Origin of the sequence: Curvibacter soli, assembly GCF_029211125.1 — a bacterium.
GTDB classification, from domain to species: domain Bacteria; phylum Pseudomonadota; class Gammaproteobacteria; order Burkholderiales; family Burkholderiaceae_C; genus Curvibacter_A; species Curvibacter_A soli.
Genome location: NZ_JARGEN010000025.1, coordinates 1 through 23,799, shown reverse-complemented (window position 1 = coordinate 23,799; position 23,799 = coordinate 1). Strand labels below are relative to the sequence as shown.

The following is a 23,799-nucleotide window of genomic DNA, read 5'->3' as shown; positions in this document are numbered from 1 at the left end:
TCAGGCTGGCGTGAACGCCAGCCGCACATAAATGGGCGCGAACGCCTCGGCCTGGGTGATCTCGATCAGCGTTTCCTTGGCCAGCTCCAGCAGCGCGATGAAGGTGACCACCAGCACCGTGGTGCCCTTGGCCGGGTCGAACAGGTCCTCGAACCCGACGAAGCGGCGGCCCTGCAGGGCTTTCAGCACCTGGCTCATGTACTCGCGCACGCTGAGTTCCTCGCGCGTGATCTTGTGGTGCTGCACGAGCCTGGCGCGGCGCAGGATGTCGCGCCACGCCTCGCGCAGATCGGCCACGTGCACGTCGGGAAAGCGCGGCCGCAGGCTCTGCTCGATATGGACCTGCGCGCGCAGGAAGTCGCGCCCGAACTGCGGCAGCGTGCCCAGCCGCTGCGCCGCCAGCTTCATCTGCTCGTATTCGAGCAGGCGGCGCACCAGTTCGGCGCGCGGGTCTTCCGCCTCCTCGCCCTCGGCGCTCTTCTTGGGCGGCAGCAGCATGCGCGACTTGATCTCGATGAGCATCGCCGCCATCAGCAGGTACTCGGCGGCCAGCTCCAGGTTGCGGCTGCGGATCTCGTCCACGTAGCGCAGGTACTGGCGCGTGAGCGCCGCCATCGGGATGTCGAGGATGTTGAAGTTCTGCCGGCGGATCAGGTAGAGCAGCAGATCGAGCGGGCCCTCGAAGGCTTCGAGGAACACCTCCAGCGCGTCGGGCGGGATGTACAGGTCGCTCGGCAGCGCGAACAGCGGCTCGCCGTACAGGCGCGCCAGCGCCACCTGGTCCACCACCTCGGGCATGGCGAGCGCCGCGGGCGCGGCAGCATCGTCGGCGGCAAGGGCCTCGGAGGTCATGGTTGCTATATTATCAATAGCTTCCGCCGCAGGATTTTCCTGCGCTGCGGGCCGATTTCGTATGAAACCGGCGGCAATGGCGGTGGCGCCTCAGTCGTTGCCGCTGCCCGCCTCGGTCTGGTAGACGTAGGCTTTCTGCGGCACCCGCGCCTGGCGGTACTCGGCCCAGGCCGCGCGGTCCACCTTCTTGTCCCACAACAGGGCGCGGCCCGCGCGCTGCTGCGCCTCCAACTCGGGGCGGTCGGCCTTGATCTGTTCGATGAACCGGGTGGCGTCGGAGGTGTAGTGGGGGCGGTTGAAGATGGACATAGACTCTCAAGCCTTATGGAAGCACATGATTTTACCGGGCGCGGCGCGCGCCGCCGTGCCGTGGGGGCACTGGCGCTTGGCGTGCTGGCCATGCTGGCCGCGGGCTGCGACGAGCAGCGCATCCGCGAGCTGGAGGAGGGCACCTCCACCGAGGCCGACGTGCGCGCCCGCTTCGGCCAGCCCGAGAACGTGTGGGACGAGCCCGGCGGCGCCCGCACCCTGGAATACAACCGCCAGCCCGAAGGCCACCAGAACTATATGGTCACCATCGGCCCGGACGGCCGGATGAGCGCGCTGCGCCAGGTGCTGGCGCCGCACAACTTCGCCAAGGTGGTGCCCGGCATGCCGATGGAGCAGGTGCGCAGGATGCTGGGCAAGCCGGCGCGGAAGATGAGCTTCGCGCTCAAGCAGGAAACCGCGTGGGACTGGCGCTACATCGATCCGCCGAACACGCCCATGGTCTTCACGGTGACTTTCGACAGCGGCTACCACGTGCTGCGCTCGGACAGCGCGCTGGAGCTGCGCGACGGTCGGTAGTGACGGTGGCTCCGGACCATCGTGCTCGGCGTGGCCGGCCCGTTCCTGGCCAACTGCGTGGGCCAGGCCATGGGCAGGCTCTTGTTCAGGTTTTCAGCGCACCCGCATGCCGGGCTGCGCGCCGGGCCAGGGCTCCAGCACGTAGATGCCGGGCCGGGCCTTTTCGTCGCCGTGGCTGGCGGCCAGCACCATGCCTTCGCTGACGCCGAACTTCATCTTGCGCGGCGCGAGGTTCGCGACCATCACGGTGAGCTTGCCTTCGAGCTGCGCGGGCCGGTAGGCGCTGGCGATGCCGCTGAAGACGTTGCGGGGTTCTTCCTCGCCCACGTCGAGTGTCAGGCGCAGCAGCTTGGAGGAGCCTTCCACGGCCTCGCACTTCATGATCCTGGCAATGCGCAGATCCACCTTGGCGAAGTCGTCGATGGTGATGGGCCCGGCAATGGCCTCGCCCCCTGGTGCTATTGTTTCGGTAGCTGTTGGCGCTTGTTCCGCGGGCGCTGGAGGCTCGAACAATGCCTCGATCTGCTGCACGTCCACGCGCTGCATCAGGTGCTGGTAGGCGCCGATGACGTGGCCCGCGCCCAGCGGCGCCTGCGCGTGGGCGAACCGCAGCGGCACCACGTCCAGGAAAGCCTCCACGTTCGCGGCCAGCGCGGGCAGCACGGGCTTGAGGTAGATGCCCAGCACGCGGAACGCCTCGATGCAGGTGCTGCACACCTCCTGCAGGCGCGCATCCTGGCCTTCCTGCCTGGCGAGTTCCCAGGGCTTGTTGGCATCGACGTATTCGTTCACGCGGTCGGCCAGCAGCATGGCTTCGCGCACCGCGCGGGCCGTGTCGCGCCGCTCGTAGGCGTCGGCGATCACGTCGGCCTGTGCGCGCAGCGCGGCCAGCAGCGCCTGGCCCGGGCCGCCCAGGGCGCCCAGCCGCCCGCCGAAGCGCTTGCCCAGGAAGCCCGCCGCGCGGCTGGCGATGTTGACGAACTTGCCCACCAGGTCGCTGTTGACGCGGGCCATGAAGTCTTCGGGGTTGAAGTCGATGTCCTCGTTGCGCCCGTTGAGCTTGGCGGCCAGGTAGTAGCGCAGCCATTCGGGGTTCATGCCCAGGCGCAGGTACTTCAGCGGGTCCAGGCCGGTGCCGCGGCTCTTGCTCATCTTCTCGCCGTTGTTCACGGTCAGGAAGCCGTGCACGCAGATCCTGTCGGGCGTCTTGCGGCCGCTGAACTTGAGCATCGCGGGCCAGAACAGCGTGTGGAAGGTCACGATGTCCTTGCCGATGAAGTGGTACTGCTCCAGTTGCGGGTCCGCCATGTAGGCGTCGTAATCCTGGCCGCGCTTTTCCAGCAGGTTCTTCAGCGACGCAAGGTAGCCCACGGGCGCGTCGAGCCAGACGTAGAAGTACTTGCCCGGCGCGTCCGGGATCTCGATGCCGAAGTAGGGCGCGTCGCGGCTGATGTCCCAGTCGCCCAGGCCCTCGCTGGTGCTGCCGTCGGGGTTGGTGCGCACGCTGAACCATTCGCGCACCTTGTTGGCCACCTCGGGCTGCACGTGCTCGCCGTTCTGCGTCCAATCCTCCAGGAACGCCACGCAGCGCGGGTCGGAGAGCTTGAAGAAGAAGTGCTCCGAGCTTTTGAGCACCGGCTTGGCGCCCGACAGCGCCGAATAGGGGTTGATGAGGTCGGTGGGCGCGTAGACGGCGCCGCAGACCTCGCAGTTGTCGCCGTACTGGTCCCGGGCGTGGCAGCGCGGGCATTCGCCCTTGATGAAGCGGTCGGGCAGGAACATGTTCTTCTCGGGGTCGAAGAACTGCTCGATGGCGCGGGTCTCGATCAGGCCGGCGGCCTTCAGGTCGAGGTAGATGGCCTGCGCCAGCGCGGTGTTTTCCGGGCTGTCGGTGGAATGCCAGTTGTCGTGCTGGATGTGGAAGCCGTCCAGGTACTGCTTGCGCCCGGCGGCGATGTCGGCCACGAACTGCTGCGGCGTCTTGCCGGCTTTTTCCGCCGCGATCATGATCGGCGCGCCGTGCGCGTCGTCAGCGCCCACGAAGTCCACCGCATGGCCCATCATGCGCTGGAAGCGCACCCAGATGTCGGCCTGGATGTATTCCATGATGTGGCCGATGTGGAAGTTGCCGTTGGCGTACGGCAGGGCGGTGGTGGCGAAGATTTTGCGGCGGGTGGTGGTCATCGGTAGCGTCTTTGGGACTGCTGCGGGGAGTCCATGATTTTATGAGGGTGTCGGCGCTGTCTACGCATGCGTTTGCGGCTTGTTTTGCTCCAGGCTCCAGCCGAAGAAGCGGCATACCGCCTCGCGCTGGCGCATGGTGTCGGCGCGGCCCAGGGCCATCAGTTCGCGCGTGTAGCCGGGCTCGAACAGCAGGTAGCTGGCCAGCGCGGCGCCGCGCGCATCGCTGTTCTGGATGGAGACGCCCAGCACGCCGAGCAGTGCGCGCACCGTGGCGGGCAGCGCGCCCAGGTGCCGCGCTGCCAGCGCGTCGAGCCGCTGCGAGGGCGCGATCACCAGCAGTTCCACGGGCCGCAGCGCGCTGCGCGTGCGCACCTCTTCGGGAATCAGCGAGAGCGTCTGGTTGATGCGCCGCGCACGCTCCACGTCCAGCGAGAGCGTGTCGAGGAAGATGCTGGACAGCGCATGCCCCGCGATCTGCGCCAGCGTCGGGTAGCTGGCCTGGGCCTGCAGGGCCCCGGCCTCGTGCGGCTCGTGCATGCGGCCCGCGCCGATCACCAGCACGCGCTCGGCGCCCAGGTGGATGGCCGGTGCGATGGGTGCCACCTGCCGCATGGAGCCGTCGCCGAAGTACGCAGGCCGTCCCTGTAGGTCCAGCGCCACGGCGGGAAACAGGAACGGAATGGCCGACGAGGCCATCAGGTGGTCGGCTGTGATGCGGGTGTGCACCGCGTGGCGCTGCGAGCGCACCCAGGGCTCCAGCCGCTCGCCGGCCTCGAAGAAGGTCACGTGCTCGCCCGAGGTGTAGCTCGACGCCGTGACCGCCAGCGCCCGCAGGTGGCCTTGGCGGATCAGCGCGGGCAGGCGCGCCAGCGGCACCATGCGGGCCAGCAGTTGCTCCAGCGGCGCGTTGTCGAGCAGCGAGCGCGGGCGCAGCCGGCTCCAGCGTGCCAGCGCCCAGCCCAGCGACAGCAGCGTGATCCAGCGTGCGCCGCTGCGCAGCGCGCTCAGCGAGTCGGCGCGGTAGACATGCTGGACGTGGAAGTTGCGCCACACGCGTGCGATACGCCGCACCGCATGCTCGAAATCGTCGGCGCCGCAGGCCAGCGCCGCCGCGTTGATGGCGCCCGCCGATGTGCCGGCGATGATCGGAAACGGGTTGCCCGCGCCCTGCGCGGCGCATTCGCGCCGCAGCGTGCTCAGGGCTTCGAGCACGCCGACCTGGTAGGCCGCGCGGGCACCGCCGCCCGTCAGCAGCAGTCCGGTCTGGGGCGGGGCGGGCGGCGGCTGCTGGAGGCTGCCCATGCCCGGCGTCATGCCCGCAGCAGGCGCGCCAGCTCGCCCGCCTGCACGAGTGCGATGCCGTGTTCGCCGGCAAAGCTGCGCGCGTTGTCGCTCAAGGCGCCGGCGGCGGCCACGTACATCGCGCCCTGGGCATCCAGCGCGGCCTGCGCGTCGCGCAGCTCGCGCAGCGGCTCCACGCCATGGCTGGCGGCCTTCCAGCGCCTGCAGCCCACCACCGTGGCGCGGCCTGCCTTGTCCAGCAGGAAGTCGGCCTGCGGGCCCGGCAGTCGGCGCACGACGTAGCCGTCGCGGCGCAAGCCCGCTTCGAGCGCGGCGGCGAACTCGCGCCAGGCCATGCCCTGCACCGCGCGCAGCGTGGCGTCCACGCGGCGCGCGCTCGGCGCATGCCGCTGGCGCCATGCCGCCACCGCGCCCACCACCGCCATGGGCAGGGCCCCCAGCGCGCCGAAGACGGCGTAGGCGGCGGGCAGCGCCGCGAACGCCGCCAGCACGATGGCCGCCGCCAGCGCGAAGCTGATCCACCACGGCGAGCGCAGCAGGATCGCGAACAGGGAGTTGGGGGCCATCTGGAATTTCAAGCGGATACCTCTTCAACCGTGCCGGGGCAGGCCCGGGCAAAAGCCGCCATTGTCGCGGCAGAGCAGCGCGGGCCAACAAGGCTAAGGGTATGCACTGTTCTATAGACTACGAACCCTTGCGCCCGCCTGCGTTCCGCGGTGCCTGCGGGCGGTACCGGAGCAACTTTCCATGGCAGTCACTGAACAATCGGTCCTCGATGCGCTCGCCGGCGTGCAGGACCCGCTTACCCAGCGCGATTTCGTATCCACGCGTGCCGTGCGCAACCTCGGCATCGCCGGCGGCGACGTGGCTTTCGACGTGGAGCTGGGCTACCCGGCCAAGAGCCTCGTGCCCGGGCTGCGCCGCGCGCTGGTGGCTGCCGTGCGACAGGTGCCGGGCGTGGACAACGTGTCGGTCAACATCACCACCAGCGTCGTCGCCCACGCCGTGCAGCGCGGTGTGCAGTTGATGCCGCAGGTGAAGAACATCATCGCCGTGGCCTCGGGCAAGGGCGGCGTGGGCAAGAGCACCACCGCCGTCAACATCGCGCTGGCCCTGGCCGCCGAGGGTGCCGCCGTGGGCCTGCTCGATGCCGATATCTACGGCCCGAGCCAGCCCATGATGCTGGGCGTGGCGGGCAAGCCCGAAAGCACCGACGGCAAGACCATGGAGCCGCTCTCCGCCCACGGCGTGCAGGTGATGTCCATCGGCTTCCTCGTGGAGCCCGACCAGGCCATGATCTGGCGCGGCCCCATGGCCACGCAGGCGCTGGAGCAGATGCTGCGCCAGACCAACTGGAAGGGCCTGGACTACCTCATCGTCGACATGCCGCCGGGCACGGGCGACATCCAGCTCACGCTGGCGCAGCGCGTGCCGCTGACGGGCGCGGTGATCGTCACCACGCCGCAGGACATCGCCCTGCTCGACGCGAAGAAGGGCATCAAGATGTTCGAGAAGGTGGGCGTGCCCATCCTCGGCATCGTCGAGAACATGGCCGTGCACGTGTGCTCGCAGTGTGGGCACGTGGAGCACATCTTCGGCGCCGGCGGCGGCCAGCGCATGGCGGCGGAATACGGCATCGACTACCTGGGCGCGCTGCCGCTGGACATCCGCATCCGCGAGCAGGCCGACGGCGGCGCGCCCACCGTGGCGGCCGATCCCGAAGGCGAGATCGCCCGCACCTACAAAGAGGTTGCCCGCGCGGTGGCCGTGAAGGTGGCGGTGAAGGCAAAGGACTTCTCCGCGAAGTTCCCGAGCATCACCATCAGCAAGGACACCTGAGGCGCGGGCCCGCAGGGCGTGACGGTGGAAGACTCGATGAGCATGGCGCACATCTCCATGGGCATCGACCCGCCCGCGTCGAAGAAGGCCGGCTTCTTCGCCCACCCGGTGCCGCAGGACACGCCCGTGCACCAGGCCCGCGCGCGCATGCGCGACACCACCGTCTTCGCGCTGTTCACCACGCGCTCGCACGACCAGTACAACACCACCATCTACGGCATGGACGACCGCTACCGCGGCGTGTTCGGCCAGCGCCGCGTGCTGTTCATCCATGCCGAGGACATCCGCGCCATGGGCTTGAAGGATGGCGACTGGGTGGACATCAGGACCGTCTGGACCGACGGCCAGGAGCGCCGCGCCGACGGCTTCAAGCTCGTGGCCTACGACATCCCGCGCGGCAACCTCGCGGCCTACTACCCCGAGACCAACCCGCTCGTGCCGCTCGAATCGGTGGCCCTCAACCCGGGCACGCCCACGTCCAAGTCCATTCCCGTGGTGCTGGTGCCGCACGCCATGGCCACCGCAGAGCAGGCAGACGAAACCGCCGCCACGGCATGACGCCGCTCGCCCACGCCATCCTGCGGGAGCTGGCCGGCGAACCGGGCGGCGCGCTCTCGCTGCCGCGCCTGGGCAAGCGGCTGGGGCAGGGTGCGAGCGTGCTCATGCGCGCGCTCTCGGGGATGGGCACCGCCGCGATGGGCGGCGTGGCCGGTCCAGGCTGGGTGCGCGTCGAGATGGAAGAGGGTGAGGGCCGCTGGCGCGCCGTATTGACCGACGCCGGGCGCGCGTATTGCGTCGAGTTGGGCGCGCAGGACGGCGGCGCGGCATGATGGCGGGCATGCCGCCCCCCGACGACTCCGCGCCCACCGGCTTCGCCTTGCCGCCCGCGCTCGAAACCCGCCGCGTCGCCGTGCACGGCGGCGCGCACCCGGGCGCGCGCGCGGATACCGTGGCCGCGGAAACGCCCGTGGCCCTGGTATTCAACGGCATCTCGCACGCGGTGATGATGGCCACGCCGCTGGACCTGGAAGACTTCGCGCTCGGCTTCGCGCTCAGCGAGGGCATCCTCGACGGCGTGGACGACTGCCGCGGCATCGAGGTGCGCGCCAGCGCGGCCTGCGCCGATGGCCTGCAAGGCGGCCTGTCTGCTTGCGAGGTGCACCTCGACATCTCCAGCCGCAGCTTCGCGCGCCTGAAGGACCGCCGGCGCAGCCTGGCCGGGCGCACGGGCTGCGGCGTCTGCGGCATCGACAGCCTGGGCGCGCTCGACCTCGTGCCCGAGCGCGTGCGGCCCCGCGCCTGGCTCGCGCAGGTGGACCGCGCCGCAGTACTGCGCGCCTTCGCCGCGCTGCCCGCGCTGCAGCCGCTCAACGCCCGGGCCGGTGCCGTCCACGCCGCCGGCTGGGCTGCGCCGGACGGGGCGCTGTCCGAGGTGCGCGAAGACGTGGGCCGGCACAACGCGCTCGACAAACTGCTCGGGCACCTGGCGCGCGAGGGCCGGCTGGGCGAACCCGGCTTCGCCGCCATGAGCAGCCGCGCCAGCTACGAACTGGTGCGCAAGTGCGCGCGGCTCGACGTGGCCGCGCTCGCCACCATCTCCGCGCCCACGGGGCTGGCCATCCGCATCGCGGAGCAGGCCGGTATGCGCCTGTGGGGCCTGTGCCGCGACCCGCGCGCGGTGCTGTACGTGGAAGGCGCTTCGGTCCCGTAACGTAAGGGGCAATCTCGGTTGAAACTAAGCGGCCAAGTCAGTCTTTTCCAATTCAGGCATGAGCCTGGAGCGACCTGAGATCGACGACGCGAGGGGCCAATTGAGGAAAATAGCACGATGAGCACATGGCCTATCATTTCGCCGATTTCATCCATTTCACCAGGGAAGCGGGAATGACGGGAATGACGGGAATGAGAAGTTTTGCAGCGGCTGCGGCCCTCCTGTGTGCTTGTGCTCCATCGATTGCCGCTTACACCTTGCAGTTTACGCAGACGGGTGCGGATGTGGTTGCCACCGGCAGTGGGTCTTTGAACACCACTGCGTTGGCGCTCTACAACAGCGGTGGTGGCTACAACGCGATGGTTCAAGGCAATGCCGGCGTTGTGCACGCAGGTCCAGCCGGAGGCACCGCCACGGATCTCTACACCTCGATCACTGGACCATTTAGCGTAGGGCCAGGAACTTCTGTCTTCTACGCTGATTCAGGTAGCGGGGACAAAGTCGGAGTTCAGGTCTCTTACGTGCTGGTCGTACCCCAAGGCTATGCGTCAGGAGCGCCACTGTCTTCGACTTCGACCTGGAACGTAGCCACCTTTGCAAGCTTGGGCCTGACGCCGGGAGAGTATGTCTGGAGCTGGGGTTCAGGCGCCACGGCCGATTCCTTCACGCTGCGCATCGGGCTGCCCCAGGCGATCACCTTCACTTCCACTCCTCCTGCGGGCGCGATGGTGGGGGACGCCCCCTACACCGTGACTGCGACCGGCGGCGGGTCTGGCAATCCCGTGATCTTCTCCATCGACCCAGCGGCAGCGGGCGTGTGCGCCATCGCTGGCACGTCCGTGAGTTTCATCGGCGCTGGAACCTGTGTCGTCAATGCCAACCAGGAAGGTGGAAGTGGATACGCGCCAGCGCCTCTGGCGCAGCAAAATTTCAGTGTGGCGGCCCGCCCATTGCCCATAACAGCGGCGGACTCGTATGTCACGCCCTCTGGCGCGACCCTGAGCATTCCCGCTCCCGGCGTTTTGGCCAACGACAGTTCCCCACTTGCGCTTGCCCTCACGGCCTCGTTGGTCACCGCCCCAGCGAACGGCACGCTCGTCCTGAATCCAAATGGTGGATTCGTCTACACGCCCAATGGGGGTTTCAGCGGTACGGACACGTTTACCTATAGCGCCTTCGACGGAATGGGCACACCTCCACAAACAGTGACGATTGTGGTCGTCGCGGCCGAGTCTCCTGCCAGCATCCCGACGCTCGGCGAATGGGGGCTGATTTTGATGTCGTCCATGCTGGCGATGCTGGGCTTTGGCCGGCTGCGGCGCCGTGTGCCACGCTAGTGCAGTGTTCAACGCTAAGCAGCACAAAACCGCGCCTTTTGACGCATGGCGGCGTTGCAAATCCTCGCGATAGCGACGGGGCTATCGCTGTGGTTTGCGCCTTGCCCTGCGCCAAAACGCATCGCTTTTATTTGTGCCGCCAAGCATCGAACACTGCACTAGCCCGCATATTTCACGCTACCCCGCTGCATGGCCCATTGCAGGTCAATTTCGGACTGGATTCAGGCGAAGCTGGGCGGAGGTGTTGTGCCCTTGAATGCACCGACAAGGGACTCAAAGATATTGGTCTGCAGCAGGAACGGACAGGCCATCCATCGCGGGAGACCTGCAGCCAGATGCTGATGGCGCGCACCGTGCGGACATGGCACTGTAGTGCATCATCCTCGTCGCGGGCGATGAGGTGAAGCGGCTTGGGTTGAACCTGGAAACAGCAGTTGACCGCTTTGCATCCCTTGCCAGGCCGCATGAAATCGAGCGTCGACGGCTTCGATGGCGTTCACCTCATGGGTGAGAGCGCTATGCACCTGCCAGCACCGCGCTCGGGGCGCCATGCGGCGTTGCTCCTCCTTGCGGGCAGTAGCCCGCCGCGTCGTCGCGTCTTGCCTGGCACCCCGATCACGGCACCGGCAGGCGCATCCAACTGCCGTTTCCAGGTTGAACCTTCCAGCGCCGGCAAGACCCCGTGCGCGGATTCCCCATTGCGGCACCACTCCGGTCTTTGCGCTAAGGTGCCAAGCCTATGGACACCTCTTTCCTGCGCCTGGGCTGGCGCACCCTCTGGCGCGACCTGCGCGCGGGCGAGCTGCGCCTGCTGATCGTCGCCGTCACGCTGGCCGTGGCCGCGCTCACCGCCGTGAGCTTCTTCTCCGACCGGCTGCAGGGCGGCCTGCAGCGCGACGCGCGCCAACTGCTGGGCGGCGACGCGGTGGTGGTCAGCGACAACCCCGTGCCCGCCGTGTTCGCCGAACAGGCCGCGCGCCTGGGCCTGCGCGGCGTGACCACGCTCGCCTTCCCCACCATGGGCCGCGCCAGCGACGCGCAGGGCGGCGCCAGCCGGCTCGTGGCGCTGAAGGCCGTGGAGCCCGGCTACCCGCTGCGCGGCAGCCTGCGCGTGGCCGACGCGCCCGGCGCGCCGGAGCAGGCGGCGCAGGGCGTGCCCGCGCCCGGCACGGCGTGGGTCGACGCGCAACTGCTCGACGCCCTGGGTCTGAAGGTGGGCGACGCGCTGCTGCTGGGCGACGCGCAGTTGCGCATCGCGCGCACCATCGTGCTGGAGCCCGACCGCGGCAGCGGCTTCATGAACTTCGCGCCGCGCGTCATGGTCCACCGCGCCGACCTCGACGCCACCCACCTCGTGCAGCCTGCGAGCCGCATCACCTGGCGCTATGCCGTCGCGGGCGACGCGCCCGCCGCCGTGCGCCAGTTCACCCAATGGGCCATGCAGGAGGCCGACCGGCCCGGGGTGCGCGGCGTGCGCGTGGAGTCGCTCGACAGCGGCCGCCCCGAGATGCGCCAGACGCTGGAGCGCGCGCAGAAGTTCCTCAACCTCGTGGCGCTGCTGGCCGCGCTGCTCTCCGCCGTGGCCGTGGCGCTGGCCGCGCGCGGCTTCGCGGCCCGGCACCTCGACGACTGCGCCATGCTGCGCGTGCTGGGCCAGAGCCAGGGCGCCATCGCCCGGAGCTACGCCTTCGAGTTCGTGCTGGTCGGCCTGTTCGCCAGCGCGCTCGGCGTGGCCGTGGGCTACGCCGTGCACTATGGCTTCGTGCTGCTGCTCGCAGGGTTGGTGGAGGTGGCGCTGCCCGCCGCCAGCGGCTGGCCCGTGGCGTTCGGCCTGGGCCTGGGCTTTACGCTGCTGCTGGCCTTCGGCCTGCCGCCAGTGCTGCAACTGGCCCAGGTGCCGCCGCTGCGCGTGATGCGCCGCGACCTGGGCGCGCTCAAGCCCGCGTCGGCGGCGGTGCTCGGCCTGGGCGTGGCGGGCTTCGCGGCGCTGCTGCTGGCCATGAGCAGCGACCTGAAGCTCGGCGCCATCGCGGTCGGCGGCTTCGCCGGCGCGGTGCTGGTGTTCGCCGCGCTGGCCTGGCTGGCCGTGCGCGCGCTGCGCGCCGTGGTCAACGAGGCCACGGCCCCGCGCTGGCTGGTGCTGGCCACTCGGCAGATCGCCGCGCGCCCGGCCTACGCGGTGGTGCAGGTCAGCGCGCTGGCCGTGGGGCTGCTGGCGCTGGTGCTGCTGGTGCTGCTGCGCACCGACCTCATCGCTAGCTGGCGCCAGGCCACGCCGCCGGACGCGCCCAACCGCTTCGTCATCAACGTCATGCCCGAGCAGGGCGATGCGTTCCAGCAGGTACTGCGCACCGCCGGCGTGCGCCAGTACGACTGGTACCCGATGATCCGCGGCCGCCTGGTGGCCGTGAACGGCCAGCCCGTGTCGCCCGACGACTATGCCGACGACAAGGCCCGGCGCCTGGTGGACCGCGAGTTCAACCTCTCCAACGCCGCCGAGATGCCCGCGCACAATGAGATCGTCGCCGGCCGCTGGAGCGCGGGCGACCCGCGCAGTGTGAGCGTGGAAACCGGCATCGCCGAGACCCTCGGCCTGAAGCTCGGCGACACGCTGCGCTTCGACATCGGCGGCATCCAGAGCGAGGCGGTCATCACCTCGCTGCGCAAGGTCGACTGGGGCTCGATGCGCGCCAACTTCTTCGTCATGTACCCGGTGGCGCATCTCGACGGCGTGCCGACCACCTACCTCAGCGCCTTCCACGCGCCCGCCGCGCCGGGCTTCGACAACGCGCTGGTGCGCGAATTCCCCAACATCACCAGCGTGGACCTGGGCAGCACGCTGCTGCAGGTGCAGCGGGTGCTGGACCAGGTGATCGCCGCGGTGCAGTTCCTGTTCGCCTTCACGCTCGCCGCCGGGCTGGTGGTACTGTTCGCGGCGGTGACCGCCACGCGCGAGGAGCGGGCGCGCGAATACGCCATCATGCGCGCCGTGGGCGCCAGCCAGGGCCTGCTGCGCCAGGTGCAGCGCGCCGAGTTGGTGGGCGTGGGCCTGCTCGCGGGCTTCCTGGCCAGCGTGGTGGCCATGGCCGTGGGCTGGGCGCTGGCGCGCTATGCGTTCGACTTTGCCTGGACCGCCCAACCCTGGGTGCCGCTGGCCGGCGCCGCCGCGGGCGCCGTGCTGGCCTGGGCTGCGGGCTGGTGGGGCCTGCGCGAAGTGCTGCGCCGCCCGGTGATGGAGACGCTGCGCCAAGCGTCGCTATGAAATGTGTAGCTTGCTGCGCAGGCAGAGCAAGCGCTGGAGCCTGTTTTGACCATAAGGAACGGAACTGAACTGGCCGAGGCCCTGCGCCGCCGGCTGGCCGCCGACACCGGGGCACCGGTGCAGCGCATCGACACGCACATCTCGCACATCCTGCTGACCCGCGACGCGGCCTACAAGCTCAAGCGCCCGGTGCGCCTGCCCTTCGTCGATTTCACGGCGCCCGCCGCGCGGCGGCATTTCTGCGAAGAGGAGCTGCGCCTCAACCAGCGACTCGCCCCGGCGCTCTACGTCGGCGTGCTGCCCGTGTGCGGCACGGCAGGCGACCCGCGACTGGGCGGCCCTGGCGAAGAAAACCAGGCCATCGACTGGGTGCTGCACATGCGCCGCTTCCCCGCCGGCTGCGAGCTGGACGCATTGGCCCGGCAAGGTGCACTGGCGGCGGCGGACATCGACCGCTTTGCCCATCGGCTCGCGCGCTTCCATGCCGGCGCGCCGCCCGCGCCACCCGCGGGCGCCTGGGGCACGCCGCAGTGTGTGGCGCGCAGCATCGCGGGCGTGCTGGATGCGCTGGCCCCCCACGTCCCGCCCGCGCGCCTGGAGCCGCTGCGCCGCTGGTTCGCCGGCCAGCAGGCCGCGCTGCAATCCCGGTGGGCCGCGCGCCTGGGCGCGGGCTGGGTGCGCGAATGCCATGGCGACCTGCACCTGGCCAATGTGGTGCGGCTGGGTGACGACGTGACGGCCTTCGACTGCATCGAGTTCGACCCGGCGCTGCGCTGGATCGACGTGATGGCCGACATCGCCTTCTTCACCATGGATCTGAAGGCCCACGGCCTCGACGGGCTGGCGTGGCGCTTCCTGGACGGCTATCTGGCCGATACCGGCGACTACGCGGGCCTGCCGCTGCTGCCCTGCTACGAGGTGTACCGTGCCCTGGTGCGCGAACTGGCGGGCCGGCTGCGCGGCGGCGCGCCCGACCCGGCACGGCCGGACTACCTCGCCCACGCCGAGGCGCTCGCCCACCCCGCCGACAGCCGGCCCCGGCTGCTCATCACGCACGGCCTGTCGGGCGCAGGCAAGTCCACCGCGGCGGCGGCGCTGCTGCAGACCGCGGGTGCCGTGCGCCTGCGCTCGGACGTGGAGCGCAAGCGCCTGTTCGGCCTGCCCGCGCAGGCGGATTCGCGCGGGCAGGGGCAGGACATCTATACCCCCGAGGCCACCGCGCGCACCTTCGCCCAACTGCGCCAGGGCGCCCACGCCGCGCTGGCGGCCGGCTACCCGGTGATCGTCGACGCCGCCTTCCTGCGGCGCCAGGAGCGCGACGATTTCCGCGCGCTGGCGCGGGAACTGGGCGTGCCCTTTGCCATCCTGCACTGCCACGCCGACGGCGACACGCTGCGCCAGCGCATCGCACGGCGGCAGGCGGCGGGCAACGACCCGTCCGAGGCCAGCGTTGAGGTGCTGGCCGACCAGGAGCGCCACGCCGAGCCGCTGGAGCTCGACGAACTGCCATGCACGCTCGACCTGCCGACCGGCGCGCCCTGGAGCGCGCAGACCCTTGGAACGTGTTTACGCTCTGTATGGGATCCCCATGCAGAGCGTAGACACGTTCCTACGCGACGCTGGCTATTGACGGATGTCAAATCGCGCGCCGGCGATGGTGGCATCCTGGGGGCCATGAACACCACCACCCTCACCGACGCGCAGCGGCTGCAACTGCGCACCGCGCTGGAGCAGCGCAAGGCCCAGCTCCTCGTGGAACTGGGCGACGACCAGCGCGACGTGCTGCAAGCCCTGGGCGGCCTGGAAGACCAGGCCGAGCCCGCCGAACGCACCACGGTGCGCGATGCCGAGGCCACGCGCGACCACGACGAACTGGTGGCGGTGCGCGCCGCGCTGGCGCGCATGGCCGACGGCAGCTATGGCGACTGCACCGCATGCGGCGGGTTCATCGGCCTGCAGCGCCTGCTGGCGCAGCCGGCGGCGGCGCGCTGCATAGCCTGCCAGTCCAAGGCCGAGGCCGCCGTGGGGCATTGAGCACCCATGGACCACGCCAGCCGATGCAGATAGAAGACAAACCCCCGTTCGACACGCCCTTCGCCTGGATCGGCGGGGAGGGCAAGGTGCGCGCGCTGGCCGAGCGCTTCTACGACCTGATGGGCCTGGAGCCCGGCTACCGGGCGCTGCGCGCCGCGCACGGCCCCTCGCTGGAGGACGCGCGGCAAAAGCTGTTCTGGTTTCTCTGCGGCTGGCTCGGCGGCCCGCAGTACTACACCGAGCGCTTCGGCCATCCGCGCCTGCGCGCGCGCCACCTGCCGTTTTCGATCGGCATCCTGGAGCGCGACCAGTGGCTGGCCTGCATGGACCAGGCCATGGGGGAGACGGGCGTGCCCGACGATCTGCGCGCGCGGCTGCGCAACAGTTTCATGCAAACGGCGGACTGGATGCGCAACAAGGGCGGGTGAGTATGCCGCCCACCGTTAAGATGGCCCGGCCGGCAACTATCGCAGGGGGTGGGACATGACGACGACAGCATGGGTTTTCCTGGCCATGGCCGCAGCGGTGCTCGCCTGGGCCATCGCCGTCTACAACGGCCTGGTGCAGCGGCGCAACCGCATCGCCAACGCTTTCGGGCAGATCGACGTGCAGCTCAAGCGCCGCTACGACCTGGTGCCCAACCTGGTGGAAGTGGCGCGCGGCTACCTCGCCCACGAGGCGGCCACGCTCGAAGCCGTGATCCGTGCGCGCGGCGATGCCGTGGGTGCCGCCGCGCAGGCGCGCGCGCACCCGGCCAGCGCGGGCGCCATCGGCGCGCTGGCGGTGGCCGAGCAGGCGCTGGGCGGCAGCCTCGGGCGGCTGCTGGCGGTGGCCGAGTCGTACCCTGAACTCAAGGCCGACGCCACCATGCGCGCGCTGGGCGAGGAGCTGACCAGCACCGAGAACCGCATCGGCTTCGCGCGCCAGGCCTATAACGACGAGGTGCTCGCCTTCAACGACGCGGCCACGCAGTTCCCGGCGCTGGTCGTGGCGCGGCTGCTGGGCTTCGCGCCCGCGGGCATGCTGCAGTCCACCCAGAACGCCGGGGAGCGCGCGGCGCCGCGCGTGGCGTTCTGAGCGCCAAGTTCTGAGCCGGGCGCGCATGCGCTTCTTCGAGCACCAGGACACCGCGCGCGGCGAGACGCGGCGGCTGCTTTTCTTCTTCGCGCTCGCGGTGGCCGCCACCGTGCTGGGCGTGCATGCCGCGCTGGCCGCCGCGTGGGTGGCGCTGGCATGGCTGCTGCCGGGGCGCCTGCCGTTTCCGGCGGCCTTCTTCGCCGTGAACGTGGGCGTCACGCTGCTGCTGGTGCTGGGCGGCTGGTGGATCGAGACCTCCAACCTGCGCATGCCCGGCGGCATCGAGCGGCTGGCGCGGCGCATGGGCGCGCGCGAGGCGCGGCCCGGCACGTCCTATGCCGAGCAGCGCCTGTGCAACGTGGTGGACGAGGTCTGCATCGCCGCCCACATGCCGCGCCCGCAGGCCATGGTGGCACCGCGCGCCGAGGCGATCAACGCCTTCGCCATGGGCTGGAGCGAGGACGACGCCATCGTCGCCGTGACCGAGGGCGCGCTCGACTGGCTCACGCGCGAGGAGCTGCAGGGCATGGTGGCGCACGAATGCAGCCACATCCACGAGGGCGACACGCACCTGCACATGCAGCTCGCGGGCATGGTGCTGGGGCTGGAGCTGGTGCACCACTTCGGCCAGACCGTGCGCGAGCGCGGCGGCCTGGGCTGGGTGTTCGGCATGGCCATCACGGTGATGGGCCTGTTCGGCTGGCTGGCCGGGCGGGCGCTGCAGGCGGCGGTGTCGCGCCAGCGCGAGTACCTGGCCGACGCGCGCGCCGTGCAGTGGACGCGCAGCCGCGACGGCATCGGCGGCGTGCTGCGCAAGGCCTGGGCCCAGCAGCGGGCGGCGCGCGAGCAGGGCGCGCCGCACCGCTCGCCCTGGCACCCGGCGCTGCACCACATGCTGCTGGTAGACGGCGGGGCGCGCGGCGGCGCCTGGCTCGACGCGCATCCGCCGATCGCCGAGCGCGTACGCCGCATCCATGGCCGCGCCATGGGCCCGCTGCCGCTGCATCCCGTGGCCCACACGCCGCAAAGGGAGGGTGCGCGGGTGTCCGAGGCCACCGCACCGGCGGTGGAAGGGCCTTTCACGCCGGCGTAGATGGCGCTCCTTTTTTAATAGCTTCTACCGCAGGTAAATCAAGCGCCATGGGCCGATTTCCCTTATAAAAATCCGCTACCGCAGCCCCGGCCTGAGCAGCACCACCAGCGCCCCCGCGCCGCCTTCTGCCGGGCGGGCCTGCACGAAGGCCAGCACCTCGTTCTTCTGCACCAGCCAGCGCTGCACGCGGGTCTTGAGCACGGGCGTGCGGCCGGGCGAGCCCAGGCCCTTGCCGTGCACCACGCGCACGCAGCGCAGGCCGGTGCGGCGCGCGTCGCGCAAGAAGGCGCCGAGCGCCTCGCGCGCCTCGTCGGTGCGCAGGCCGTGCAGGTCCAACTGGCGCTGGATGCTCCAGTGCCCGGCGCGCAGCTTGCGCGTCACGTCCGGGCCCACGCCGGGGCGGCGGAAGCTCAACGTGTCGTCGGTGTCGAGCAGGGTGCTGACGTCGAACTCGTCGCTCATCGACTCCTGCAGCGCGCGCTGCTCGTCGCGCTGCTGCTGCACCGGGATGGGCGCGGGCAGGCTGGGCTGCTGGCGCGCGGGGTTGCGCGGCGCCAGCGGCGTGACGGGGCCGACGGCCTGCGCGAACAGGTGGCGCTCGGCCTGCACGCGCGCGACGGCTTCGCGGCGGGCCCGTTCCTCGGCCTGGGCCTGCGCGCGCCGTTCGGTCAGGCGCCGCGCGATCGGGCCCAGGTCCTGCAGGCTGCGCACGCTGCCGCACTGCTCGTCGCTCATACCAACCCTTCCTCGGCCATGGAGAAGGCCATGCCGGGCGCGACGATCACGTGGTCGAGCACGCGCACGTCGATCAGCCCGAGCGCGGCCTTCAGGGTTTGCGTGATGGCCTCGTCGGCGCGGCTGGGCTGCACGCTGCCGCTCGGGTGGTTGTGCGCCAGCACCACGGCGGCGGCCTGGTGGTGCAGGGCGCGCAGCACCACTTCGCGCGGGTAGACGCTGGTCTGCGCGAGGGTGCCGTGGAACAGCTCCTCCAGCGCCAGCAGCCGGTGCCGGATGTCGAGGAACAGCACGGCGAACACCTCGTGCCCGCGCGCGGCCAGGTGCAACTGCAGGTAGTGGCGCAGGGCGGCGGGCGTGTCGAGCGCCTCGCGCTCGCGCAACTGCTCGGCCAGCACGCGGCGCGCCAGCTCCAGCACGGCGATGATCTCGGCGCGCTTGGCGGTTCCGCCCAGGCCCTTGATGCGCTTCAGATCCTCGGCCCGCGCGTGCAGCAGGCCCGACAGGCCGCCGAAATGGTCGAGCAGCTCCTGCGCCAGCGCCAGCACGCCCTTGCCGGCCAGGCCGGTGCGCAGCAGCAGGGCGAGCAGTTCGGCGTCCGACAGCGCGCCGGCGCCGCGTGCGAGCAGCTTCTCGCGCGGGCGAGCGTCAGGGGGCAGGTGGTGCAATGCCATGGAGCGTGCAAGGATGCCCGGGAAAATGCCCAGTTTCCTACAATGGCGGCCAGTTTATCGGGACTTCCATGCCTTCTTCCGCAAGCACTGCGCCGGTCGTCGAGCCGGGCTCTTTCCTCACGCTGCACTACCGCCTGGGTGGCCCGGCGGGCGATGTCATCAACACCTTCGGCGGCAAGCCCGCCACGCTGTCGCTGGGCACGGGCGAGCTGTCGCCCGCGGTGGAGCAGCGCCTGCTGGGCCTGGCCGAAGGCGCCCGCGCCACGTTCGGGATTCCTGCGGGCGAGGCGTTCGGCGAGCGCAACCCCGAGATGCAGCAATGGGTGGCGCGCACGCTGCTGGCCGAACTGGGCGACCCCGACGAGGACTACCGCGTGGGCGACGTGGTGCAGTTCCCCACGCCCGACGGCGGCGGCCAGTACGCGGGCGCCGTGATCGACCTGGGCGAGCGCGCCGTGCGGTTCGACTTCAACCACCCGCTCGCGGGTCAGCCCGTGACCTTCGAGGTGCACGTGATCGGAATACTGTGAACCACACCCGAAGCGCCTGCGGCGCCGTGGAGCATTGACGTGCCGCCCGGGGAAATCGACATCGTCCTGGCCGAGCCGCGCGGCTTCTGCGCCGGCGTGGACCGCGCCATCGAGATCGTCGAGCGTGCGTTGCAAAAATTTGGCCGACCTATCTACGTGCGCCATGAAATCGTGCACAACACCTATGTGGTCAACGACCTCAAGGCCAAGGGCGCGATTTTTATCGAAGAGTTGTCCGACGTGCCGCCCGGCGCCACGCTGGTGTTCAGCGCCCACGGCGTGAGCCGCGCGGTGCAGCAGGAGGCCCAGGCGCGCGGCTTCAGCATCTTCGACGCCACCTGCCCGCTGGTGACCAAGGTGCATGTCGAGGTGGCCAAGCTCGCCAAAGAGGGCTACGAGTTCATCATGATCGGCCACAAGGGCCACCCCGAGGTGGAGGGCACCATGGGCCAGCTCGACCACGGCATCCACCTGGTGGAAGACGTGGCCGACGTGGCCCGCGTGCGGCCCGCGCAGACCGCGCGGCTGGCCGTGGTGACGCAGACCACGCTGTCGGTGGACGACGCCGCGGCCATCACCGCCGCCGTGCGCGCGCGCTTCCCCCAGGTGCGCGAGCCCAAGCAGCAGGACATCTGCTACGCCACGCAGAACCGGCAGGACGCGGTGAAGCTGCTCTCCCCGCAGGTGGACGTGGTGATCGTCGTGGGCAGCCCCACCAGCAGCAACAGCAACCGCCTGCGCGAACTGGCGGCCCGGCTGGGCGCGGAGGCCTACATGGTGGACAACGCCGACGAACTGCACCCCGAGTGGCTGGCCGGCAAGTCGCGCGTGGGCATCACGGCGGGCGCTTCCGCGCCCGAGGTGCTGGTGCGCGCGGTGATCGACCGCGTGAAGGCGCTGGGGGCGGTGTCGGTGCGCACGCTAGACGGCATCCGCGAGACCACCAAGTTCCCGCTGCCCAAGGGGCTCAGGATCGACGCGGCCACGGGGCTGGAGCTTACCGAGCGCGTGCCCGAGACGGGGTCGCGCGGCGCGCATTGAGGATGCTCATTTTTTGATAGCTTTCTGCGCAGGTAAATAGGGCGCTGAAGGCACTTTTCTTATGGAAAATCAGCCCCACAGATCGAGCGGCGGATCGGCCACCACGGCGCGCAGGATGTCGGCGCGCGCGATGAAGCCCGCGAGGCTGCCGTGGTCGTCCGTCACCGGCAGGCCGGGCAGTTGCAGGTCGAGCAGCACACGCGCCACGTGGCGCAGGTCGGTATCGGCGGCCACGGCAGGCACGGGGCTCAGCATCAGCGCCGAGACGCGGCGCGCGGCCAGCGTGGCGGCATCGGCGGCGGCCTGCGCGCCCGGCGCAGGCAGCAGTTCCGCGGGCATCAGGTCGGCGCGCGTGAGCAGCCCCACCAGGCGCCGCCGCGCGTCCAGCACCGGCGCCTGGCTCACGCGCTGGGCGGCCAGCAATTGCCAGGCCTCGGCGGCGGTGGCGTCCTCGTTGACGGACACCACGTCGAGCGTCATCACATCGGCCACGCGCGTGAGCGGCTGGCGCTCCGCAGGGCCTTGGCTGGCCTGCTGGTAGGCGTTCAGCGCCTCGTGCACGACCTGCTTGAGCACGCTGCCGGGCGCGTCCGCGGCGGGCGGCTCCACGGCCACGGGGCCCAGCGCCTGCACGCGCGGGCTGCGGCGCACGCGCGCCACCCGCGGCAGATCCTCCATGCCGCCACGGTACATCTGCCCCGCGGGGCCGTAGACGAAGAACATGAGGGCTCCTGCTCCGGTGTGGGGTGGAAGAGGCTGTCGCCGGCCATTATCCGGGCAACGCGGCGCGCGGGCGTAGACTCTGGCGCCTTGCCCGCAGCCCCATCCCCATGACGATCGACCGCGCCGCCATCGAAGCCGCCAGCCAGCGCCTGGCCCCGCACGCATTCCTGCGCCGCACGCCGCTCTGGCGCGTGCCGGGCGCGGCCCTGGGCATCGCCTGCGCCGAACTGTGGTTCAAACTCGAACACCTGCAGGCCGGCGGCAGCTTCAAGGCGCGCGGCATGCTCAACCGGCTGCTCGCGCAGCCCATTCCTGCCAGCGGCGTGGTGGTGGCATCGGGCGGCAACGCGGGCATCGCCACGGCGGTGGCGGCGCGCGCGCTGGGCGTGCGCTGCGAGGTGTTCGTGCCCTCCGTCTCGCCCGATGCCAAGCGCGCGCGCCTGCGCGCCCTGGGCGCCGACGTGGTGGTGGGCGGCGCGGCCTATGCCGACGCGCTGGCCGCCTGCCTGGAGCGCCAGCGCGAAACCGGCGCCTTGCTCACGCATGCCTACGACCAGCCCGAAGTGGTGGCTGGCGCCGGCACGCTGGCGCGCGAGATCGAGGAGCAGGGCGGCGGCCTGCCCGACAGCCTGCTGGTCAGCGTGGGCGGCGGCGGGCTGATGGGCGGCGTGGCCGCATGGTGCGAAGGCCGCGCGCAGGTGGTGGCGCTGGAGCCCGGGCTGGCGCCCACGCTGTACCGCGCCCGCGAGGCCGGCCGCCCGGTGGACGTGGAAGTGGGCGGCGTGGCCGCCGATTCGCTGGGCGCGCGGCGCGTGGGCGATATCGCCTGGGTCATCGCGCAGCGCCACGTGCGGCAGGCGCTGCTGCTGCCCGACGACGCCATCCGCGAAGCGCAGCAATGGCTGTGGCGCGAACTGCGCCTGGCCGTGGAGCCCGCCGCGGCGCTGGGCATGGCGGCATTGCGCACCGGCGCCTACCGCCCGCGCGCGGACGAGCGCGTGGGCATCGTGCTCTGCGGCGCCAACATGGATCCGGGAGCGCTCGCGTAGGCGGCCTCACGGGGGCGGAATGTGGAGCGGCACGCCCTAGAATCGCCGGATGCTCGACATCAACTCGCTTCGCAAAGACCTGGCCGGCACCATCGCCCGCCTGGAAACGCGCAAAACCCCCCAGCCCTTCCTGGACGTGCCCGCGTTCTCCGCGCTGGAGGCCGAGCGCAAGACCATCCAGACCCGCACCGAAGAACTGCAGGCGCGCCGCAACGCGCTCAGCAAGCAGATCGGCCAGTTGAAGGCGAAGGGCGAGAGTGTCGATGCCGTGATGGCCGACGTGAACGCCATCAAGGCTGACCTAGACGCAGCCGCGGCGCGGCTCGAACAGATTCAACCGGAGTTGCAGGCGCTGCTGCTGGCCGTGCCCAACCTGCCGCACGCCAGCGTGCCCGTGGGGGCGGACGAGCACGGCAACGTCGAGGTGCGCCGCTGGAGCCCGGGCGGCGCGGGGCCGCGTGCGTTCGACTTTCCCGTGCGCGACCACGTGGACCTGGGCATGCCGCTGGGGCTGGATTTCGAGACCGGGGTCAAGCTTGCAGGCGCGCGCTTCACCGTCATGCACGGGCCCATCGCGCGCCTGCACCGGGCGCTCAGCGCGTTCATGCTCGACGTGCAGACCGGCGAGCACGGCTACACCGAGTGCTACGTGCCCTACATCGTCAATGCCGAGACGCTGCGCGGCACCGGCCAGCTACCCAAGTTCGAGGGCGACCTGTTCGCGGCCAAAAAGGGCGGGCAGGAGGGCGAGCCCGTGCCCGACAACGCGGCGCTCTACCTCATCCCCACGAGCGAGGTGCCGCTGACCAACTTCGTGCGCGACGAGGTCGTGGCCGAATCGGATCTGCCGATCCGCCTCACGGCCCACACGCCGTGCTTCCGCTCCGAAGCCGGCAGCGCCGGGCGCGATACGCGCGGCATGATCCGCCAGCACCAGTTCGACAAGGTGGAGATGGTGCAGATCGTACATCCCGACAAGAGCTACGAAGCGCTGGAGCAGATGACCGGCCACGCCGAGGCCATCCTGCGCAAGCTCGGCCTGCCGTACCGCGTGGTGTGCCTGTGCACGGGCGACATGGGCTTTGGCGCCGCCAAGACCTATGACCTGGAAGTGTGGCTGCCTGCGCAGAACACCTACCGCGAGATCAGTTCGGTGAGCAACTGCGAGGCTTTCCAGGCCCGCCGCCTGCAGGCCCGGTTCAAGAACGCCCAGGGCAAGAATGAGCTGGTGCATACCCTCAACGGCTCCGGCCTGGCCGTGGGCCGCACGCTGGTGGCGGTGCTGGAGAACTACCAGCAGGCCGACGGCAGCGTGACGGTGCCCGAGGCGCTGCGCCCCTACATGGGCGGCACGCAAACCCTGCGCGCATCCTGAGATGGAACACTCCCCCAGGCTTGCCCACTGCGTGTGGCCACCAACCCCTCGCCGGGGGCGATACCAGCGGCCCGGCAAAGCCGGTTGCGCGGTATCCCTGGCATTGGGCTGCGCCAGTTTCATGCGTCGCGGGTG

General features: G+C 70.5%; 22 protein-coding genes and 1 pseudogene. 15 read left to right on the top strand and 8 right to left on the bottom strand.

Annotated elements, in window-relative coordinates; all coding sequences use genetic code 11:
• Positions 1-852, bottom strand: a complete 852-nt coding sequence (locus tag PY257_RS05545; protein WP_275739728.1) for a segregation and condensation protein A — start codon at positions 850-852, stop codon at positions 1-3.
• Between the two features lie 90 nt (positions 853-942).
• Positions 943-1,161 carry a DUF3460 family protein gene (locus PY257_RS05540; RefSeq protein WP_275739725.1) on the bottom strand — a complete coding sequence of 73 codons (219 nt, stop codon included), beginning with the start codon at positions 1,159-1,161 and terminating at the stop codon, positions 943-945.
• Between the two features lie 15 nt (positions 1,162-1,176).
• Here PY257_RS05540 and PY257_RS05535 point away from each other — a divergent pair, with 15 nt between their 5' ends.
• Positions 1,177-1,698: an outer membrane protein assembly factor BamE gene (locus tag PY257_RS05535; protein WP_275739723.1), complete on the top strand. Its 522-nt coding sequence runs from the start codon at positions 1,177-1,179 to the stop codon at positions 1,696-1,698.
• A 93-nt stretch (positions 1,699-1,791) separates the two neighbouring features.
• Here PY257_RS05535 and metG read toward each other — a convergent pair whose 3' ends face one another.
• From metG to PY257_RS05520, 3 genes are read right to left on the bottom strand one after another with little or no spacing between them, the layout of a single operon-like run.
• The gene (gene metG / locus PY257_RS05530) at positions 1,792-3,882 is read right to left on the bottom strand and encodes a methionine--tRNA ligase (protein ID WP_275739721.1); all 2,091 of its coding nucleotides are present in this window, start codon (positions 3,880-3,882) and stop codon (positions 1,792-1,794) included.
• A 60-nt stretch (positions 3,883-3,942) separates the two neighbouring features.
• On the bottom strand, positions 3,943-5,196 hold the full coding sequence (locus tag PY257_RS05525) for a patatin-like phospholipase family protein (protein ID WP_275739719.1): 1,254 nt from the start codon (positions 5,194-5,196) through the stop codon (positions 3,943-3,945).
• A complete protein-coding gene (locus PY257_RS05520; RefSeq protein ID WP_275739717.1) occupies positions 5,193-5,750 on the bottom strand; it encodes a restriction endonuclease in 558 nt (185 codons plus the stop codon). The genes PY257_RS05525 and PY257_RS05520 overlap by 4 nt, the downstream gene beginning before the upstream one ends.
• 181 nt (positions 5,751-5,931) lie before the next feature.
• Here PY257_RS05520 and apbC point away from each other — a divergent pair, with 181 nt between their 5' ends.
• From apbC to PY257_RS05470, 10 genes and pseudogenes are all read left to right on the top strand, one after another.
• Positions 5,932-7,023 (top strand): iron-sulfur cluster carrier protein ApbC, encoded by a 1,092-nt coding sequence (gene apbC, locus PY257_RS05515; protein ID WP_275739715.1) that lies wholly within the window; start codon positions 5,932-5,934, stop codon positions 7,021-7,023.
• Positions 7,024-7,029: 6 nt separating this feature from the next.
• Positions 7,030-7,581, top strand: a pseudogene (locus PY257_RS05510) (molybdopterin dinucleotide binding domain-containing protein); the annotation flags it as partial.
• A complete protein-coding gene (locus PY257_RS05505; protein WP_275739710.1) occupies positions 7,578-7,853 on the top strand; it encodes a hypothetical protein in 276 nt (91 codons plus the stop codon). The pseudogene PY257_RS05510 and the gene PY257_RS05505, both read left to right, overlap by 4 nt.
• 8 nt (positions 7,854-7,861) lie before the next feature.
• Positions 7,862-8,734, top strand: coding sequence for a formate dehydrogenase accessory sulfurtransferase FdhD (fdhD, locus tag PY257_RS05500; protein WP_275739708.1), 873 nt, complete (start codon positions 7,862-7,864; stop codon positions 8,732-8,734).
• Between the two features lie 125 nt (positions 8,735-8,859).
• Positions 8,860-10,071 (top strand): IPTL-CTERM sorting domain-containing protein, encoded by a 1,212-nt coding sequence (locus PY257_RS05495; protein ID WP_275739706.1) that lies wholly within the window; start codon positions 8,860-8,862, stop codon positions 10,069-10,071.
• Positions 10,072-10,810: 739 nt separating this feature from the next.
• Positions 10,811-13,333, top strand: a complete 2,523-nt coding sequence (locus PY257_RS05490) for an ABC transporter permease (RefSeq protein WP_275739704.1) — start codon at positions 10,811-10,813, stop codon at positions 13,331-13,333.
• 45 nt (positions 13,334-13,378) lie between these two features.
• A complete protein-coding gene (locus PY257_RS05485; RefSeq protein ID WP_275739702.1) occupies positions 13,379-15,367 on the top strand; it encodes an AAA family ATPase in 1,989 nt (662 codons plus the stop codon).
• A gap of 23 nt (positions 15,368-15,390) precedes the next feature.
• Entirely contained in the window at positions 15,391-15,795 is a 405-nt protein-coding gene (locus tag PY257_RS05480) for a group II truncated hemoglobin (RefSeq protein ID WP_275739700.1), read from the top strand.
• 55 nt (positions 15,796-15,850) lie between these two features.
• Entirely contained in the window at positions 15,851-16,444 is a 594-nt protein-coding gene (locus PY257_RS05475) for a LemA family protein (RefSeq protein ID WP_275739698.1), read from the top strand.
• 25 nt (positions 16,445-16,469) lie between these two features.
• Positions 16,470-17,537: a M48 family metalloprotease gene (locus PY257_RS05470; RefSeq protein ID WP_275739696.1), complete on the top strand. Its 1,068-nt coding sequence runs from the start codon at positions 16,470-16,472 to the stop codon at positions 17,535-17,537.
• 75 nt (positions 17,538-17,612) lie between these two features.
• On the opposite strand, the gene PY257_RS05465 is transcribed toward PY257_RS05470, so the two are convergent.
• Positions 17,613-18,272 carry a Smr/MutS family protein gene (locus tag PY257_RS05465; RefSeq protein ID WP_275739694.1) on the bottom strand — a complete coding sequence of 220 codons (660 nt, stop codon included), beginning with the start codon at positions 18,270-18,272 and terminating at the stop codon, positions 17,613-17,615.
• Complete coding sequence (radC, locus tag PY257_RS05460) at positions 18,269-18,946, bottom strand: RadC family protein (protein ID WP_275739692.1); 678 nt, start codon at positions 18,944-18,946, stop codon at positions 18,269-18,271. The genes PY257_RS05465 and radC overlap by 4 nt, the downstream gene beginning before the upstream one ends.
• 68 nt (positions 18,947-19,014) lie before the next feature.
• Here radC and PY257_RS05455 point away from each other — a divergent pair, with 68 nt between their 5' ends.
• Both PY257_RS05455 and ispH read left to right on the top strand, forming a co-directional pair.
• Positions 19,015-19,476, top strand: a complete 462-nt coding sequence (locus PY257_RS05455; RefSeq protein ID WP_275739690.1) for an FKBP-type peptidyl-prolyl cis-trans isomerase — start codon at positions 19,015-19,017, stop codon at positions 19,474-19,476.
• Positions 19,477-19,515: 39 nt separating this feature from the next.
• The gene (ispH, locus tag PY257_RS05450; protein ID WP_275739688.1) at positions 19,516-20,517 is read left to right on the top strand and encodes a 4-hydroxy-3-methylbut-2-enyl diphosphate reductase; all 1,002 of its coding nucleotides are present in this window, start codon (positions 19,516-19,518) and stop codon (positions 20,515-20,517) included.
• 69 nt (positions 20,518-20,586) lie between these two features.
• Here ispH and PY257_RS05445 read toward each other — a convergent pair whose 3' ends face one another.
• A complete protein-coding gene (locus PY257_RS05445) occupies positions 20,587-21,240 on the bottom strand; it encodes a CBS domain-containing protein (RefSeq protein ID WP_275739685.1) in 654 nt (217 codons plus the stop codon).
• 107 nt (positions 21,241-21,347) lie between these two features.
• Here PY257_RS05445 and PY257_RS05440 point away from each other — a divergent pair, with 107 nt between their 5' ends.
• Both PY257_RS05440 and serS read left to right on the top strand, forming a co-directional pair.
• Complete coding sequence (locus tag PY257_RS05440) at positions 21,348-22,289, top strand: threonine/serine dehydratase (protein ID WP_275739683.1); 942 nt, start codon at positions 21,348-21,350, stop codon at positions 22,287-22,289.
• Between the two features lie 49 nt (positions 22,290-22,338).
• On the top strand, positions 22,339-23,664 hold the full coding sequence (gene serS, locus PY257_RS05435) for a serine--tRNA ligase (RefSeq protein WP_275739681.1): 1,326 nt from the start codon (positions 22,339-22,341) through the stop codon (positions 23,662-23,664).
• Positions 23,665-23,799 lie beyond the last annotated feature (135 nt).